Source organism: Pyruvatibacter sp. HU-CL02332, assembly GCF_040362765.1.
Taxonomy (GTDB): domain Bacteria; phylum Pseudomonadota; class Alphaproteobacteria; order CGMCC-115125; family CGMCC-115125; genus Pyruvatibacter.
Window position 1 is genome coordinate 861,296 of record NZ_BAABWK010000001.1, and the last position, 15,269, is coordinate 876,564.

14 protein-coding genes are annotated in these 15,269 nt (G+C 57.3%); 5 read left to right on the forward strand and 9 right to left on the reverse strand.

Annotated elements, in window-relative coordinates; translation table 11 throughout:
• The first annotated feature begins 81 nt into the window (after positions 1–81).
• The 3 genes from ABXH05_RS04010 to ABXH05_RS04020 all read left to right on the forward strand — a co-directional run bounded on the left by ABXH05_RS04010 (position 82) and on the right by ABXH05_RS04020 (position 4,637).
• Positions 82–1,836 (forward strand): type I secretion system permease/ATPase, encoded by a 1,755-nt coding sequence (locus ABXH05_RS04010; protein WP_353559885.1) that lies wholly within the window; start codon positions 82–84, stop codon positions 1,834–1,836.
• Positions 1,833–3,200 (forward strand): HlyD family type I secretion periplasmic adaptor subunit, encoded by a 1,368-nt coding sequence (locus ABXH05_RS04015; protein ID WP_353559886.1) that lies wholly within the window; start codon positions 1,833–1,835, stop codon positions 3,198–3,200. Before ABXH05_RS04010 ends, ABXH05_RS04015 begins: the two co-directional genes overlap by 4 nt.
• Positions 3,201–3,272: 72 nt before the next feature.
• Positions 3,273–4,637 carry an O-antigen ligase family protein gene (locus tag ABXH05_RS04020; protein WP_353559887.1) on the forward strand — a complete coding sequence of 455 codons (1,365 nt, stop codon included), beginning with the start codon at positions 3,273–3,275 and terminating at the stop codon, positions 4,635–4,637.
• A gap of 21 nt (positions 4,638–4,658) precedes the next feature.
• On the opposite strand, the gene ABXH05_RS04025 is transcribed toward ABXH05_RS04020, so the two are convergent.
• The 7 genes from ABXH05_RS04025 to ABXH05_RS04055 form a co-directional block, all read right to left on the reverse strand.
• Positions 4,659–5,366 (reverse strand): hypothetical protein, encoded by a 708-nt coding sequence (locus tag ABXH05_RS04025; protein WP_353559888.1) that lies wholly within the window; start codon positions 5,364–5,366, stop codon positions 4,659–4,661.
• 24 nt (positions 5,367–5,390) lie between these two features.
• Positions 5,391–7,628, reverse strand: coding sequence for a GumC family protein (locus tag ABXH05_RS04030; RefSeq protein WP_353559889.1), 2,238 nt, complete (start codon positions 7,626–7,628; stop codon positions 5,391–5,393).
• A 208-nt stretch (positions 7,629–7,836) separates the two neighbouring features.
• Complete coding sequence (locus ABXH05_RS04035) at positions 7,837–9,102, reverse strand: outer membrane beta-barrel protein (protein ID WP_353559890.1); 1,266 nt, start codon at positions 9,100–9,102, stop codon at positions 7,837–7,839.
• A 227-nt stretch (positions 9,103–9,329) separates the two neighbouring features.
• Positions 9,330–9,911 carry a polysaccharide biosynthesis/export family protein gene (locus ABXH05_RS04040; RefSeq protein WP_353559891.1) on the reverse strand — a complete coding sequence of 194 codons (582 nt, stop codon included), beginning with the start codon at positions 9,909–9,911 and terminating at the stop codon, positions 9,330–9,332.
• A gap of 214 nt (positions 9,912–10,125) precedes the next feature.
• The gene (locus ABXH05_RS04045; RefSeq protein WP_353559892.1) at positions 10,126–10,797 is read right to left on the reverse strand and encodes a hypothetical protein; all 672 of its coding nucleotides are present in this window, start codon (positions 10,795–10,797) and stop codon (positions 10,126–10,128) included.
• Between the two features lie 137 nt (positions 10,798–10,934).
• Positions 10,935–11,714: a metallophosphoesterase family protein gene (locus ABXH05_RS04050; protein ID WP_353560975.1), complete on the reverse strand. Its 780-nt coding sequence runs from the start codon at positions 11,712–11,714 to the stop codon at positions 10,935–10,937.
• Between the two features lie 77 nt (positions 11,715–11,791).
• On the reverse strand, positions 11,792–12,283 hold the full coding sequence (locus ABXH05_RS04055) for a YHS domain-containing (seleno)protein (protein WP_353559893.1): 492 nt from the start codon (positions 12,281–12,283) through the stop codon (positions 11,792–11,794).
• 253 nt (positions 12,284–12,536) lie between these two features.
• On the opposite strand from ABXH05_RS04055, the gene ABXH05_RS04060 reads away from it, so the two are divergent.
• Together ABXH05_RS04060 and ABXH05_RS04065 are read left to right on the forward strand one after the other, a co-directional pair.
• Positions 12,537–12,896, forward strand: coding sequence for a VanZ family protein (locus ABXH05_RS04060; RefSeq protein ID WP_353559894.1), 360 nt, complete (start codon positions 12,537–12,539; stop codon positions 12,894–12,896).
• Between the two features lie 114 nt (positions 12,897–13,010).
• Complete coding sequence (locus tag ABXH05_RS04065; RefSeq protein ID WP_353559895.1) at positions 13,011–13,829, forward strand: hypothetical protein; 819 nt, start codon at positions 13,011–13,013, stop codon at positions 13,827–13,829.
• A 19-nt stretch (positions 13,830–13,848) separates the two neighbouring features.
• Here the strand turns inward: ABXH05_RS04065 and ABXH05_RS04070 are convergent, their stop codons facing one another.
• Positions 13,849–14,181 carry a hypothetical protein gene (locus tag ABXH05_RS04070; protein ID WP_353559896.1) on the reverse strand — a complete coding sequence of 111 codons (333 nt, stop codon included), beginning with the start codon at positions 14,179–14,181 and terminating at the stop codon, positions 13,849–13,851.
• 237 nt (positions 14,182–14,418) lie between these two features.
• Entirely contained in the window at positions 14,419–15,237 is an 819-nt protein-coding gene (locus ABXH05_RS04075) for a helix-turn-helix transcriptional regulator (protein ID WP_353560976.1), read from the reverse strand.
• Between the last annotated feature and the right edge of the window lie 32 nt (positions 15,238–15,269).

Genomic DNA, 15,269 nt, shown 5'->3' on the forward strand with positions numbered 1-15,269 from the left:
CTCAGCTACGGTTGGACTAATATGGATGACTATTTGCATGGTGGGACGTAGTTGCATGCGAACACACAAAAGGACGGAAAATTGCCCCAGACCGGTACACCACAGGCCCATTTAGCTGACGCATTACGCAATGCGCGCAAGGGCTTTGTGCTGGCGGGCGTTTTCAGTGCGTTCCTGAACCTGCTTATGCTCACCACTCCCATCTATATGCTGCAGGTGTTTGACCGGGTCCTGACCACGGGCCACAGCGATACACTGATAGCCCTGAGCGTCATCGTCTTTGTCGCACTCATTGTTCTGGGACTTCTCGAAGGCGTGCGCTTGCTGCTGCTGTCACGCACAGCCGCCTGGATCAACGGGTCCCTCGGCCCAAAGGTCCTGTCTGCCAGTCTTGCAAAATCACTTGGCAACCGCGCTGGCGGCAATCAGCCCCTGCGCGACCTGGGGTCACTGCAGGGCTTCTTGGGATCGACAAATCTCAATCCGTTTTTCGATGCGCCGTGGACGCCAATCTTTGTCCTTTTCATTTTCCTGTTGCACCCATGGCTGGGGGTTCTGGCGCTTGTGGCCGCGATCACGCTTCTCATCGTTGCGATACTGAACGACCGGACGTCACGCCCGGCGATGTCCGCTGCCAGCTCTCAGCAAATGATCGCCACCACTCAGGCCGATGAGGCCGTACGCAATGCAGAGGTCGTGCAGGCCATGGGCATGCAGGAGCGCGTTGCCCAACGGTGGTTCAGCCAGACCCACGAAGCTTCATTGAAGCAGGATGGCGGCACCCGCTGGATGGCCCTGTTCCTTGGCCTGTCTCGCTTCCTCCGCTTTGGCGCACAGGTTGGCGTGCTTGGCGTGGGTGCAGCCCTTGTGATAAGCGGCGACATGACACCCGGCGGCATGATCGCAGGGTCCATTTTGCTCGGACGTGCCCTGGCACCTGTAGATCAGGCCATTGGCGCATGGAGGGCATTCGTCGGCGCCCGCGAGGCTCATACACGCCTCTCAAATCTGTTCGAAGAAACACCCCTGGCGCATGAAGGCATGGCGCTGCCAAGTCCTGCCGGACGACTGACAGTAGAAGACGTATCGTTCCTGCATCCCAACACCGAACACCCGACCATCAATCAGGTCAGCTTTCAGGCGATGCCGGGGACAATCACCGCGATCATCGGGCCATCGGCCTCCGGCAAGAGCACCCTGTGCCGCATGCTGGTTGGTGCATGGCGGCCAACCACCGGCCATGTGCGCCTCGACGGTGCCGAAATAGCCGACTGGCCGCGCTCTGATATCGGCAATCACGTGGGGTATCTGCCGCAGGATATCGAGCTGTTCTCAGGCTCAATCCGTAGCAACATTTCACGCATGACGGATGCTGATGCTGAAGACATCATTGCCGCCGCCCAGGCAGCTGGCGTCCATGAAATGGTCCTGCGCCTGCCTGACGCCTACGAAACACCCATCGGGCCGCAGGGCGCGCAATTGTCAGGCGGCCAACGCCAACGCATTGGCCTGGCGCGCGCATTGTTCGGAACGCCAAAATTCATCGTTCTCGATGAGCCGAATGCAAATCTTGATACAGCCGGCGAAGCCGCTCTGGCTAAAGCGCTGACCGAAGCACGGGACCAGGGCGCAACAATCCTGATCTCGACCCACAAGCGGCAGCTCCTGTCGCTTGCAGACAATGTGGTGATGCTGGATGCCGGACAACTCCGCGCCTCCGGCCCGCGCGATGAGGTCTTTGCAGCACTTGAACAACGCGGTGTGATCCGTGCCAGCGCCAAGAGCACGCAAAGCGCAACGAACGTGACCCCATTGCCGCGCGGAGAAGGCTCATGAAGGAAATGATTGAGCAGCTCATTGAGCGCCTGCGTGCACTCGTGGCTCCCGTGGAGGCTGAAACCGGCGAACTTGATGGCAATCTGCGCGGCCCATCGATCATCGGTGCTGCGTTCGTCTTTGCATTCTTTGGTGTTTTTGGCGGTTGGGCAGCATTCGTGCCTCTGGCCGGCGGTGCCATTGCGCCGGGCATTGTCAGTCCGGACGGCAGCCTCAAGACCGTTCAGCACCTCGAAGGTGGCATCATCCGTGAACTGCTGGTGAAGGACGGCGACCGTGTAGCCGAGGGAGACCCGGTTGTTGTTCTGGAGGAAACCCAGGCCAAGGCAAATTTTGAAGTGCTCAATGGTCAGCGCCGGTCATTCGCCGCCGCGCAGGCCCGCCTTGAGGCCGAACAGGTTGATGCCGAAGACATCTCCTTCCCCGCATGGCTAACCGCCGAAGCACAAAGCGAGCCGGCAGCTCAAAAAGTGATCGACTCCGAGACCGCAATTTTCATGTCACGACGCGAAACCCAATCAGGCACAAGCCAGATTCTTGGCCAGCGCGTCGCGCAATTGCGCGAAGAGATCAATGGTTTTGAACAACAGATCCTATCGGACGAAGTTCAGGTCGACCTGATTGGTCAGGAAATCTCCTCCGTGAAGACACTTGTCCGCAAGGGCCTGGAGAGAAAACCAAGGCTCCTTGGATTGCAAAGGCGGCAAGCAGAAATCAGCAGTGCCATGTCCGGTCGCAAGGCTTCCATCGCACGCGCTCAACAGCAGATTGGTGAAACGGAAATTCGCATCACCACTGCCCGTAGCCAGTTCCTCGATGAAGTCGCCGGTCAGCTGTCAGAAGTAAGAACACGGCTTGCATCCGTCGAAGAAGAAATTGAGGCACGCCGCGATGTCCTCGACCGCACGGTTATTTCAGCACCCGTTTCAGGCGTGGTCGTTGGCCGTCGTTTCTCAACCGCCGGCGGCGTTGTCCGTCCCGGTGACACGATCCTCGACATTGTTCCCGATGGCGGAAATTTGCAGATAGACGCCCGCATATCACCAACAGATATCGACATCGTTCACACAGGCCTGACTGCGAAGGTCCACCTGCTTAGCTTTTCGCAGCGCGCCCTGCCTGCCATTGATGGCACCGTGCAAACCGTGTCAGCCGACAGTCTGGAAGATGACCGCACAGGTGAGCGCTATTACAAGGCGCAGGTTTTGATTGATGCAAAGCACCTGGCTGAAGCAGGAGACGACATCCAGCTCACTCCGGGCATGCCCGCTGACGTATTGATCGTCACCGGCGAGCGGACGCTTCTGTCCTATCTGTCCCAGCCCCTGCGCGACAGTTTCCGGCGAAGCTTCCGCGAGGAGTAGCGATTGCGTCCAATGCCCGTTACACATGGCGTGAACGTCTTCATACTCCTTTCAACCTGATTGGCGGTTGGCATGGGCATACTTGTTGGCCTGATTATTATCCTGGCTTTTGCGCCGCTGCCCTTTGGCAGCGCGCCCGTTTTCTGGCAGAGCGTGCTGGCTACGCTGAGCCTGACCTTGGCTGCCGCAACGGTCCTCACCCAACGCCGCGCGCTCACATGGCCACCGGCAGGACAACGCGCGATCGGGTGGGCAGCTGGACTATTCGGACTCACACTCGCATGGGCCGTGTTTCAGGCGCTTGTGCCAGGCTTTGGCGCCCACCCTGCGTGGATGCAGGTGGAAGATATCCTGGGAGGCCCCGTTGCAGGCACCATCTCCCTTGATCCATTTGCATCACTTGCAGACGCCGTCAGCCTTGCCGGGATCGGCGCCGTATTTCTGGTGAGCTTGTTTGCAGCCGAAAACCCCCGCCATGCTCGCATTTTGATAAATGCCATTGCCATAGTGGTCGCCGCATATGCCGTGTACGGAATTGTGGTCTATGTGTCAGGCAACAGCAGCGTCGCATGGGCCGAAAAGCGGCACTACCTTGATGCTTTGACCAGCACCTTTGTCAATCGAAACAGCTTCGGTGTCTTTGCCGGGCTGGGCGCTTTGTGTGCAGTCGCGATTTTCGCAAACAGCATCTCCGCCATAACCGGTTCCGGACTTTCATCGAGAGACCGGTTTCGCATTCTCATTGAGGCCATGGCTTCGCGGATGTGGGTCTGGATTGTAGCCGCGCTGGCATGCGTCATGGCCCTGCTTCTGACCGGCTCACGTGCCGCAACGGCCGCAACGGCCCTGTCACTTCTGTTTTTCATCGTCATCTACCTTTCCGCGCGCAGAGCAAGTGCGCGCACGACCGCAATCATCATCCTTGGTGGATTTGTAGGCGCTCTCATCCTGCTTAATCTGAGCGGCGAGTTCCTGCTTTTCAGACTGGACGACAAATTCAGCGATGGGCTGGGAAGCCGCGCGGACATTTATGCCAATGCCCTGACCACCCTATGGGATCATCTGTGGCTCGGCGCAGGATATGGAGCGTTTGGCGACGCTTATGCGATCTACGGATCAGGGGACGGCACGTTCAGCAAACGTGTCGAATTTGCGCACAACGTTTACATCGAAATGGCAATTGAACTGGGATTGCCGATGGCCATCGCGTTTTTCGCGTCGGTTGGCCTCGCTGTATATGTATGCATCCGCGGGATCATGACCCGCCGGCGGGATCGCATCTATGCCATTCTCGCCATTGCTGCAACCGTCCTTGTAGGTGTGCAGGGTGTTGTGGACTTTGGCATCCAGACCCCGGCTATCACGACGCTGTATGCGGCGCTTCTGGGCATTGGCGTGGCCCAGTCAGTTTCCTCTCGTCGCACGTCAGGTCGGTAACCGCCTACGGGTTTGGAGCGCTTAGTTGGCAGCACGTTCAGCAGCCAAACTCTCCGCCCATTTGGCAAATGCATCGCCCTCAACCAGGGATCGCCGCATGGACACCTGTGCATCCTCAGGAAGCGTTACATACAGGCGTGCCATAGGGCGACGCATGTACCAGGTGTCATACAGAGGCTGAGCGAATGTCAGCACTTGCTCGTATCGCTCTGCGGGGACAAAGCCCGGATGCCGAAGCACAACGCCCATAAGGGTCAAAGCGGAAAAAGGTGCCGCACTGTCAAACAGATATGCGCCTTCAAACACCCGCGCCAGTTCCGGAGACGGCCCCTTTGATACGTAGGTCGCTGCAAACACACCACGCCAAGCACCACGCGCATTTGGCTTCCGTCGCAAACCATCAATGAAATAGTCGCTGGCTAGCTGGGCCTGGGCCTGCGCTGCGTCCCGAGGTTCCCGCGGCATCAAGAACAGGGTAAGGCGGGCCTGGGCAATCCGATGGCTGCCATTCATCGGGAAACGAGACGACGCTGTTTCAAGGTGGCGGAGCGCTTCTTCCGCCGCGTCGGGTTCAAGCACGGCACCATCACTGAGCGCATTCAGTGCGCCACGCGCTTGCTCACGCGGCAACTCAGACCAAGCCAGATAGCCTGCGAATGCAGCCGTCGCGAGAATAGGAACGGCGAGGGCCACTCGCTTTAACATCGAGGCATCGCTGTGCGTGGACATGAGCAGGGCCTGATCAGTTGGCGACTAGTTGATGTAGTACTTGCTGTAACGTCCGTAATAGTACCCGCTATCGCCGTAGCTGTAACGCTTCTGCCGCTTGAGATCGAGACGCTCGAACACCACACCGGCCATATCAGCTCCGGCCTCTCTCAACTCGCGGACGGCGTTTGCGGCTGCGTCGCGCGGCGTGTCCCGCCACTTCACAACAAACACGACCTTGTCCACGAAGCGTGACAGCACCTTGCTGTCGACGACGGGAAGCACCGGCGCAGAGTCGATAACGATGAAATCAAATTCCTGGCGCAGACTATCAAGCAGCGTATTCATGTGTTGAGAGCCCAGAAGGTCCGGCGGGTTGGCGGCGCCAGAATTGACTGGGAGGAACAAGAGCCCACCATCTTTATCTGAAATGAGTGTCTCATCCAGAGTAGCCTGCCCTGCCAGAAACTCGACGATACCCGCCTTGGGTGTTGCCTTCAAAGACTTGTGGACAGAAGGCCTGCGCAGATCACAGTCCAGCAGGACGGTGCGCAACCCCGCAGCAGCGGCAGCACGCGCCAGGGAGATGGCGGTTGTCGTCTTGCCATCAGCCGGCAGCGCAGAGGTAATCATCACAATCTTCGGAGGTGTATCCACGTCCGACAACATGATGCCTGAACGCAGGGCCCGGAAGGCCTCGCTGTAGGCTGACAGGGGACGCTTGAGGATAACGTCAAATGGCGCATTGAGCTTGCCACTGCCGATTTCACTCGCGACATCCGGAACGGATGCAAGATGCGGCAGACCGAGCTTCTCCTCCAGCTGACGAACCGTGGAAAAGGCATCATCAAGATGCTCAAGCAGGAACGCGACGCCAATGCCCGCCATGCCCGAGAGGAGCAACGCAAGCAGCAGGAACAGTGGTTTGTTTGGATAGCTTGGCTCAGTCGGCACCGTGGCACCTGAAAGGACCCGAGCATCAGATTCCTGAAGGTTCGTCTGTTCACTCGTCTGCTTGAACCGCTCAAGAAAGCTTTCATATAGGTTGCGAATGGCTTCCCCATCACTTTCCAGCTCGCGCAGACGCACTTCCTTCAATCCGCCTTCACCACTGCGGCCTTCGAGGTCCCGGAGCGACTGCTCGAGGGATGCAACGCGTGTGCGCGTCACTTCCACTTCGTTCTCCACATTGGCGACGGTCCGCGTCACTTCACGGTTGATGGCAACAGCAAGGTCGCGCCGCTCAGCGCGCACCTTGATCATTTCGGGGTGACGGTCGCCATAGCGAGACGACAGCTCCGCACGTCGACGATCGACTTCAGCTTCCTGCTGACGGAGTTGGGCTATGACCGGGGATTGCAGCACATTTGCCAGCGTATCTGTTCCAGACCCGGACCGGCGCAGTTCCTGGAAGCGACGGAAGGTAGCTTCTTTCTCGGCAAGGTCCGCGCGAGCCAGAATGAGTTGGCCACTCAGCTCCGCGAGTTGTTGCTCATTGACGGTCAAGCCACTCGTGCTGACCAGGTCATTGTCACGGCGATAAATTTCGACTGCCTCTTCAGCAGCACGCACATCGTTCCGCAATTCAGACAGGCGGCCATTGAGCCATTCGTTGGCGCGCTTCGTTGCCTCATACTTGGCCTCGAGCTGCTCGAGGATGTAGAGCTCGGCTGTCTTGTTGGCGATCTGCGTCGCCTTGGCGGCATCCTCCGACGTAAACCGAATTGCGATGACATATGTCAGGCCACGCCGCCCCACACCAAGCCGGCTATGGAACTCGTCGATGACCTTGTTGAGTTGCCGTTGCCGGCTGGTCTCGGGATCAAGCTGCTCGTCCTGAGAAAACAGCGCCATGGGATTGAGCGACGCGAGCAGGCCAGGCTCCTGAAGAGCGCCATTGAACTCGTCGTCGTCCATCAGGCTGAGTTGATCCACAACCCTTGCCGCAAGTCGGCGGGACCGCAGCACTTCGACTTCGCTGTCCACCACCGCACTGTCCGGCGGCAGTCCGGACATCACAGCTTCGATATCCACAACCTGTTGCTCACGCGGATCAAGAAGGACCAGTGTCGTAGCTGTGTAAAGCGGTGTGAGCTGAAAGACGACCAGCAGCGTTGCTACAGTAATGCAGGCGACAATCCCCAAAATGACCGCCGCACGGCGACGCAAGACTTGCCAAATGGCACGCACATCAACGATGGGCTCCATCGCCTCGCCCTGCCCGTAGGGCTGCGATGTTCCTGGGCTGAGATCGGGTTCGGCATCCTGATGGGGTGCGGCCATGGAAATGAAGAACTCGTGCTGGAAATCCGGTTAACAAAGTCAAAGCTGGTCGCAGCTTGGACCAGACTTGGAGAGACAACTTATGCGACAAACCTTATGCGACCGATAACACGTCTGTCGGGTGTTTTTGTGGCCCGACCACAAAAAAACATGCCTGCGCGAAGCATCGCGCAGGCATGTCCAATTCGACTAGGCATCCAGGCAGCTGCTAGAGAGCAGCCCGCAGGGACAGCAGGACTGAATTCGTGTCGTAGTCAGATGCTGCAGCATTCGACTCGCGGCTTTCAAAATCATACCCAAGCGAAACGCTGAAGTTCCGGTTGACCAGATAGGTGCCATCCACACCAAACCCGATAACGTCGTCATCGCGATTGATGCCTTCATAGTCGCTGTTCGAGTAGTTCACATCCGCGCCGACAAGGATGTTGCGGCGCAGTTCATGATCAACGCCAAGCGCTACGGATGATGAAAGGTAACCAGCGGAATTGTTGATGGTGGTTTCTTCAACGCTGCGGGCACCGCTGAGGTTGACGGTCGTCAGTTCCGTCACAAACCACTCAACGCCACCTTCATAGATGAAGCCTTCAACACTTGGGATCAGAGCAGAGTCGTAATCCTGCTCGGTATAACCAACACCGATTTCACCGCGCGCCAGGGCACCAAGATCAAACGATGTACCGGCAAGAGCATCGAAACCATCGGAGTCACGACGCGCTACGCCGCCACCGCCAAGATTGTCGTCGAAGTTATCGTACTTGATTTCACGATACCGGCCTTCACCGAACACGCTGAATGCGGGCGACACTTCAAAGGATGCACGCAGGCTGCCCACTTTTTCGTCACGGTCACGGTCGTCATTGTTGACGACGCCACCTGCCGGCGGACGCAGCGGCACATCATCATAGTCTGTGTCGATGTACTCAAAGCCCGGACGAAGCGTCAGACGGTTGAAGCGGTGTGTCAAGAAGACGTTTGCGAAGAACTCTTCGAACTCACCGGGTTCAGCAGCAGCACTGGGCAGATCAGGCGAACCACGGTCTTCATGGGCGACCGCATATCCAACAGCTGCTTCTGCAAAAGTATCGCGGGTCACATCAACACGACCATCAACACCAAAGTTGTAATCGGTGACGTCATCGCTGTCGTTGTTGGAGTGGAAGTTCGACGTCATCGCCGCCTCAAAGTTGAGGGCATGGCGGCTCCACTGGGATTCAATCAGAACTTCCGGCGTCACTGCGAAGACCGTGTCATCTTCTTCGTTGGTAGGCGCATTGAACAGGTTATCTGTGAATTCGACAGACCCCGTAACAGCTGGATAGATGATGAAGCCGCCGGCGCGAATGCCGATCGGGTCATAGTCCGGGCGTTCACGGTCCATTACACCAACGCCGCGCTGCGCTTCCTGCGCAGCCGCAGCCGTCGCCATGACGCAGCCCAGTCCCAGCACCAGACCCGTTTTAAGAAGACGCGACATGCCTAAACCCCCAATTTCATCACGCTGGCATCATCAACACACTGCGACGCTCAGACAAGTATCAGCTTTGTTCTGTCACCTAAGTGACAGTTTGAAGATCAAATTACGCAATTGAGGCGATTTCCTCTAGGCAAAAAGCCGTTTTGCCAGTCAAACGCGAGCCTGTGGCGAGTCTAGTTGCATTGCAGCAACACGACATGCTGACAGCATGACAAACAGCCGAACGCCTAAAAGAAGCGTTCCGGCACCCGAATGATATCGCCGGGAAGCACCTTGATGGCGGATTCCATACGATGTTCAACTTCGGTATTGGTGCCAGCCTTGGTCACAAAGACCCGGCGGTCATCAGCGCGGTAGGTGTACCCGCCAGCCAGAGCCACGGCATTAAGCACGGTCATTTCCGGCACGAAGTCATATTCTCCGCCGTTTTCAACTTCACCGATAATGTAGAACGGCCGAAAATTGAGGACTTCGACGTTAACCCGGGGATCCTTGAGGTAACCGTCCCGCAGGGCATCTGCAACGGAGGTTTCAAACTCCCGCAGGGTCAGGCCACGCGCCGAGATGTTACCGATCAGTGGCAGCGCCAGGCTACCGGTACTGTCGACCTCAAACTCACCGGACAGATCTTCTTCGTTGAAGACAATGACCCGAACCCGGTCGCCCGTGCCCAGTTTGTAAACCAATTCACGGGCATCCGCGTCAGATTGCGATGCCGCTGTGGAGGCCATGCTCGCAGCAAACATCCCCGCAAGCAAAAGCGTGCCGAGAAAGCCCTGCAGTGCCTTTAGAACTGTGCGAAAAACCATGTCAGTACTCCGGATCCAATAACGCATGATCAGCACGAACGGGCTGAAAACCTTGGTCAAACTGGGTGCCATTAAGGGGCATATCACCTGAATGGAACATGAAGCTGACAGGCCATGTCCCGACGCCGCTGCACTTCCTACCATTTGCGAGCCGCAAATGAGAAAGGCCCCGCGAATACGGAGCCTTTCAAAGATCTATGGTAGGCATTGAAGCCTAGGGAAGCTGAGGGCTGCCCTCACCCGTGTCCTGGAGCGCGTTCTCAACAGCATTGTTGTTCGCGACCACGACCGGGTCATTGTTGTTATCATTGTTGTTATTGTTGTTCGGGATAGAGCCCGTAACGACTTCTTCTTCTTCGCCGCCATTGTTGGCTTGTTCCTGCTCGCCACCTGTTGTCGGTGTGGTTGGCACCTCAGCAATCTTTGTCTCAATTGCATCTTTGGCGGTCGGAACAACTGCCACAACTTCACGCTGCACATCAGCACGCGCCGCTGGCACTTTTTCCACAACGGCCTTAGCGAAATCAGCCGCCTTGCCTGGATTTACCTTGGCAGCTTCCTTGGCGATGCTGGCTGCAAAAGTCGGGTTGTTCTCAGCAAGAGTAGCAATGGCAGCTTCGTCACCGGATTGGGCAGCAGCCTGAACCTGAGCAAGCAGGAGTGGGTCAAGATCTGAGACACCTGCAAGACCACCAGGCGCTTCAATATTATCCGGGATAGCAATTACCGGGATGCCCCCAATCAAATCATCAAGGCCCGGGACGACCAAGGCAGGACCGCCACCATCAGGACCGCCACCACGAGGATCAACCTGCGCAGACGCACCGGAAACCGCAACTATTGACGCCGCAATGGACGCGATAACTACAAAAAACAGGCGACGCATGGGTTCAGCCTCTCACAACAAAAATATTAGAAAAACAGTAGCCTTCTTGCAGCGCACAACTCAAGGGGCTGGGCGCAAGAGAGTTAATTTCCATGGCCATTGTGCCGGGGCAGCCACATGATCCCCAGATGGCGCCTTCAGGCACCAATCTGGATGAACCGGCATTCAGATTCCTCAAGCACGGCGCAGGTCAGGATACCGGTGATGTAGGCCCCGGTATCAATGCCGATTCTGTTGGCGCGCTGGACCGGTTGTTCTTCTGGCGTGTGCCCATGCACCACAACCTTCCCGAAATCCATATCGCTGGTGAGGAAGTCGTCGCGGATCCACATCAGGTCCTGTCCGGTCTGCTCTTCAAGCGGCAGACCGGGACGCACTCCGGCATGGGCAAAGTAGAAATCACCCTCTTCGTGCCAGAGGCGAAGGCCACCCAGGAAGTCCAGATGACTGGAAGGGAAACCTCTGGCCAGTTCATCGCGCGCGGCCACGAAGGCGTCCGGCTCGTCTTTGAGGGGCAATGCCTTGACCCCATAACTCATGAGGGTCTCCAGACCGCCATAGTACTTCCAGTCGCGGCCGAACTCAGGTTCCAGAAAGAACTTTAGAAAAGCGTCCTCGTGATTGCCCTTCAAGAAGACCTTCTCGAACCCCGGCAACGGGTCTGCAAGCAGGCAGTCAATCACCCCTTTGCTGTCGAGCCCCCGGTCCACATAATCGCCCAGATAGACGACCACGTGACGCTGAACACCGGCATGTCTGGCGTCTTCCAGAATCTTGTCGTGGAGCTGGTCGAGCAGGTCAGCCCGCCCGTGAATGTCTCCGATGGCATAGACACGCGTGCCCTCAGGCACGCGTGCTGCAGGTCGGGCCGCAGGAAGGACGGCTGAAGTTAGTCTGGAGAAGGCCTGTTTGAACATGGCCAAGAGATACGACCGGCATGCTTTTGCTGCAACACAAACCGCAACGCGAGACGGTGCTTGCCATCCGCAGTCTTTTACTGAAGAACCGTCGGCCAGTTGCTGTCAGCCTTTTCAATGAACCCAGGAATGTCGGTTTCCCAGGTGGACTGCACATCATCGTTGTAGTTCAGGTAGAGCTTGCCATCGACAATGGTCCAGTTACTCGGATCAGCGGATGCCGTGTAGCCCTGAGACACAGCCCAAGCGCAATATCCGCCATACTGAGGTGCAAAGGCCTCAGGATCAGCAATGAAATCATCAAGATTGGTCTGGTTCGCAAACCGGTATGTGTATCCGTCATGCTCCGCTTCGAAAGCAGCAGAACCTTCAACCGGCTTGCCTTCGCGGAAGTAGGCCACCGGGTCATACCCGCTGACAGCGACATTGCTGAAGAGGCCAGTATAAACCGGATCCTTGGCGGCATGGGCTGGCGCCGCCAACACAGCTGCAGCAACGAGCATGAGAATGGACATAGCCAGGTTCACTGAAAACCGCGAGGCCAGTGTCCGGGTTTGAAAATACGTCATGTGCTGAATTCCTTCTAAACAGTGCCCGCACCAGGTGGAGCACGTCCTGAATGGTGTGCGCAGAGAATGGCGGTTCTCCAACCAATTGCCCAATCACAACAGACCTGCAGAAAATCACACCGTACTAACGGCAATGTGTTCAGCCATGTGATCTGTCGTGATCACGATTACCCACCCCATTAACCCACAGACAGCACCTCCCGGCGCATGATAGCGCTTCCGCCATACACACCTCCTTTGTGAAAGCGCCGCCGTGCCCCGCCTTTCCCCCATGACAGCTATTATTCTGGCCGTCGCCGCCTCTGGTGGTGCCTTGGCTTTTGCCGTCATGCCCTATGGAGGTCCCCCGGACCATCTTCAGGTCTATGCCCATTCAGGTGCTTTCTTCGTCATCAGCTTCCTGCTGGCTTTCGGATTACCACGCAGACCCTGGGGAGGCCTGGTGACGGCATTCATTCTGGGGCTGGTTATCGAGGGCGCTCAGATCTTCGTCCCGGGAAGGTCCGCCTCACTTGGGGACCTTGCAGCAAACCTTGCCGGCATTTTGGCCGGTGGCTTGTTTTACGGTGCCATCAAGCTCGCAGCGGCACGCCTGCGCTCCTCATCAGCCTGACAACAGGGCAACAGAACAGACCTCCACGCTAACCCGATTGACCCGAAGGCCATTTCCCATTTTGCTACCCAGCACACGCAATAGGGGAATTTGGGGTATCTCTTGGGAAGTTTCTTGCCGTTTGGGGCACAAAAGCGGCTTTGCGCTGTCTATGTCTATACGGCATGCAGCCTGACGGCTGCTCTGGCCACAATTCCGGCTCAAGCCGGCGCTTGGCCCCAGCCTCAGGGCCGCACGAGCATCATTGCCCGACTGACAACCACGACAGCGCCCCATGCTTTTGATGCTGGCGGGCAGATTGTGGGTGACGCAGATTTCGAAAAAACCGAACTGGATGCCTATGTGGAACACGGCTGGCGGGAAAGCGTGACCCTGCTGGTAAAGCCGACCCTCCAACACACCATTGTGGGCTCACAGCGCCGAACCGGCCTTGCCACAATCGAAGCAGGGGCCCGTGCCCGTGTCTGGGTGTTTGAAGAAGACCGGTCGGTCCTCGCCCTTCAGGCCAGTGTCATTCTGCCGATGCGCGAGCATGACAGGCAAAACCCGCTCATCACATCGGGGCACACAGACATCGACGTCCGGCTGCTCCACGGCGTGCCGGGAACACTCTTTGGTCTGAATGACTTTGCAGACACGCAGCTTGCCTACCGCCACCGCGGCGGCAAGGCACCGGACGAAATTCGCCTCGACATGACATACGGCATCAACCTGGGCCCGGACTGGACAATCATGACCCAGTCCCTGACCGTCGCCGCCATCGGCAACGCCCGTGCACCATTCCAGCAGTTCGTGTCTCAGAAGGTGCAGGCGTCACTGCGCTGGCAGTTTGCCGAGGACAGGCATGTTGAACTGGGTGGCCTAAGGACGATGTCCGGCATTCAGACGGTAAGAGAGTCCGGTGCCTTCATCTCCTTTTGGGCCAGCTTCTAGGCCAACATCCTACACCGCCTTAGCGCTTGGGCGGGCTCTTGGCATCGCGGCCTTCGCCGAAACGAGCATCGCCCAGGCTCCGGATCTCAGCCAACGCCTGTTCCCGCTCGCCATTGTCCAGACGCGTAAAGCTCCAGATCAAGGTATAAATCTGGTCGAACATGTCACTGGGCACGTTCTTGCTGGCCCACAAAAGAACAAGCAGCAAGTCGTACTCCAACTCGTCCCGCTGCCGGGACCGACGAATGAGCGGTATCTTTTCAGAGCCGTCAACTGGCCCCACATTTCTAGATTGCGCGGCATTGGACCGCACATCCATTTCACTGCCGATGTGACCCGATTCCATCTTCAAGTTTGCGTCTCTTTGCTGCATGGCACCCACCTACCGTTACTCACCCGGACCCCCACACATCTGTGGCCGGTATGACAGCAAGCACGACTCAAATCGGGAACAAAAACCACCTATCGACCTGCATAGTTGTTTGCAGTCGAAATTCGTGGGCCTTAGATGAGGCAGGCGGCGTAAAACACCTTTTTCAGCAGAATGCGGCGTCAAATCCCGCCAAAAACTGGCGTTTTGCTTGGTCTGCTAGCGCAGCAAACCCATACGGGACGCCTCAAAAACCGCCGAAACCCTGGACGAAACTTTCAGCTTCTTCATCACATTGCCCATGTGAAACTGAACTGTCGGGTCAGAAATGCCGATAATCTGAGCGATATCGCGATTGCTTTTGCCCTGAGCCGCCCATGAGAGGCACTCATATTCACGCGCGCTGAGACGCGGTGGCGGCGGCACAATCTCTTTTGATCCCGCCAATGCATCAAACATCGCGTGGAACTGCGCAGACAAAGCAAAAACCTGCACAGGATCCCGCGGGATATCCGACTGCGCACCACTGGTGGAAATAGAAAGGGTGGCTACCCGTCCAACCGGTCCGTGGAAGGGAATTGTGACGCCAAACCGATGACCCGCATCAAAACCTGCGTCAAATATTTCCTGCTGCCGCTTCGTGAGGTCGATGGAGCTCTGCACCTGATCCCACTCAATGGGCCGCTGGTTTGTGAGAGCCAGATCAAACAATACGTCGTCTTCGAAGTAGCCTTCGCGCCCGTAAAACTCGATCCAGTCCTCACCATAATTGACGGTCCGGCGCGCATTGGCACTACCGTCAGGATCATCTTCCGATTTTGCTTCCAAAAGGTCAGCGGAGTGTTGGAAGTTCACATACGCAACCTGATCAAAACCGAAATCAGCAAGCCGGCTGGCCAGAACGTCAAACAGCCTAAGCGGGTCTTTTGAGGCCAGCGCCTCTTCCCACAACAAATTCCAGTCGCGCTCCTGCCCCTTTTGCGGCTGTGAGGACGCGGGCTCCGTCCGGGACCGGACGTTTGATCGCAACTGCACCACCGAATTCAAATGTCTCTCCAGGCAGAAGTGAT

Coding starts and splice junctions, on each gene's coding strand:
- ABXH05_RS04030 (WP_353559889.1), bottom strand. CDS start 7,628: ATGGCCGCACCCCATCAGGATGCCGAACCCGATCTCAGCCCAGGAACA.
- ABXH05_RS04015 (WP_353559886.1), top strand. CDS start 1,833: ATGAAGGAAATGATTGAGCAGCTCATTGAGCGCCTGCGTGCACTCGTG.
- ABXH05_RS04025 (WP_353559888.1), bottom strand. CDS start 5,366: ATGTCCACGCACAGCGATGCCTCGATGTTAAAGCGAGTGGCCCTCGCC.
- ABXH05_RS04045 (WP_353559892.1), bottom strand. CDS start 10,797: ATGCGTCGCCTGTTTTTTGTAGTTATCGCGTCCATTGCGGCGTCAATA.
- ABXH05_RS04055 (WP_353559893.1), bottom strand. CDS start 12,283: ATGACGTATTTTCAAACCCGGACACTGGCCTCGCGGTTTTCAGTGAAC.
- ABXH05_RS04040 (WP_353559891.1), bottom strand. CDS start 9,911: ATGGTTTTTCGCACAGTTCTAAAGGCACTGCAGGGCTTTCTCGGCACG.
- ABXH05_RS04035 (WP_353559890.1), bottom strand. CDS start 9,102: ATGTCGCGTCTTCTTAAAACGGGTCTGGTGCTGGGACTGGGCTGCGTC.
- ABXH05_RS04050 (WP_353560975.1), bottom strand. CDS start 11,714: ATGTTCAAACAGGCCTTCTCCAGACTAACTTCAGCCGTCCTTCCTGCG.
- ABXH05_RS04020 (WP_353559887.1), top strand. CDS start 3,273: ATGGGCATACTTGTTGGCCTGATTATTATCCTGGCTTTTGCGCCGCTG.